Origin of the sequence: Blautia sp. HCP3S3_H10_2 (genome assembly GCF_052122375.1) — a bacterium.
GTDB lineage: Bacteria > Bacillota > Clostridia > Lachnospirales > Lachnospiraceae > Blautia_A.
The window spans coordinates 1-500 of record NZ_JBQKCL010000060.1 but is presented as its reverse complement, the minus strand read 5'-3'; the positions used below and the strand labels follow the sequence as shown (position 1 = coordinate 500).

At 45.8% G+C, this 500-nt stretch carries 1 protein-coding gene; it reads right to left on the bottom strand.

Annotated features, from left to right (window positions below; all coding sequences use genetic code 11):
• The coding region (locus ACTQWB_RS18760) for a transposase (RefSeq protein ID WP_441514620.1) at positions 1-500 on the bottom strand (500 nt) is incomplete at both ends.

Here is a 500-nt window from a genome sequence, read left to right as displayed (position 1 = left end):
ATCCACAAGACAGGATGCTTTTTCACGGAGAAGGCCATTCTCCTTCAGCCGGATCACATAGCTTGTGCCGTTTTCTTCGCACTGCTTATAAAGATCAGGAGTAGCAAAACCACTATCACCACGAAGCAGAATACGGATTGCAGGATAATCATTCTGGTATTCATCCAGTATCGGCTGCAGGAAGTCAACCACTCCGGTACAGGAATACTGTGTTCCATCACGAAGCTGTACTTTTATCAGATCTCCAGTCATTCCGTCATAACAGACAAGCGGATGATAACCATTGCTTTGATAATGAAAGTTAAAGGCTCTGCCTTCCTGTCTGCCGTATGCATCAAGGAGGGTGGAATCCAGATCCAGGATAACAGCCGGTGGCATCTGAATGCTGTAAATTTTCTTCCGAAGCACTCGGCCAATCACAAGGAACTGGTTTAAGGTATCTTCATCCATACGGCTAAAGAATCTCGATACCGTAGGCTGTGATGCGAGGGCGTTTTTTT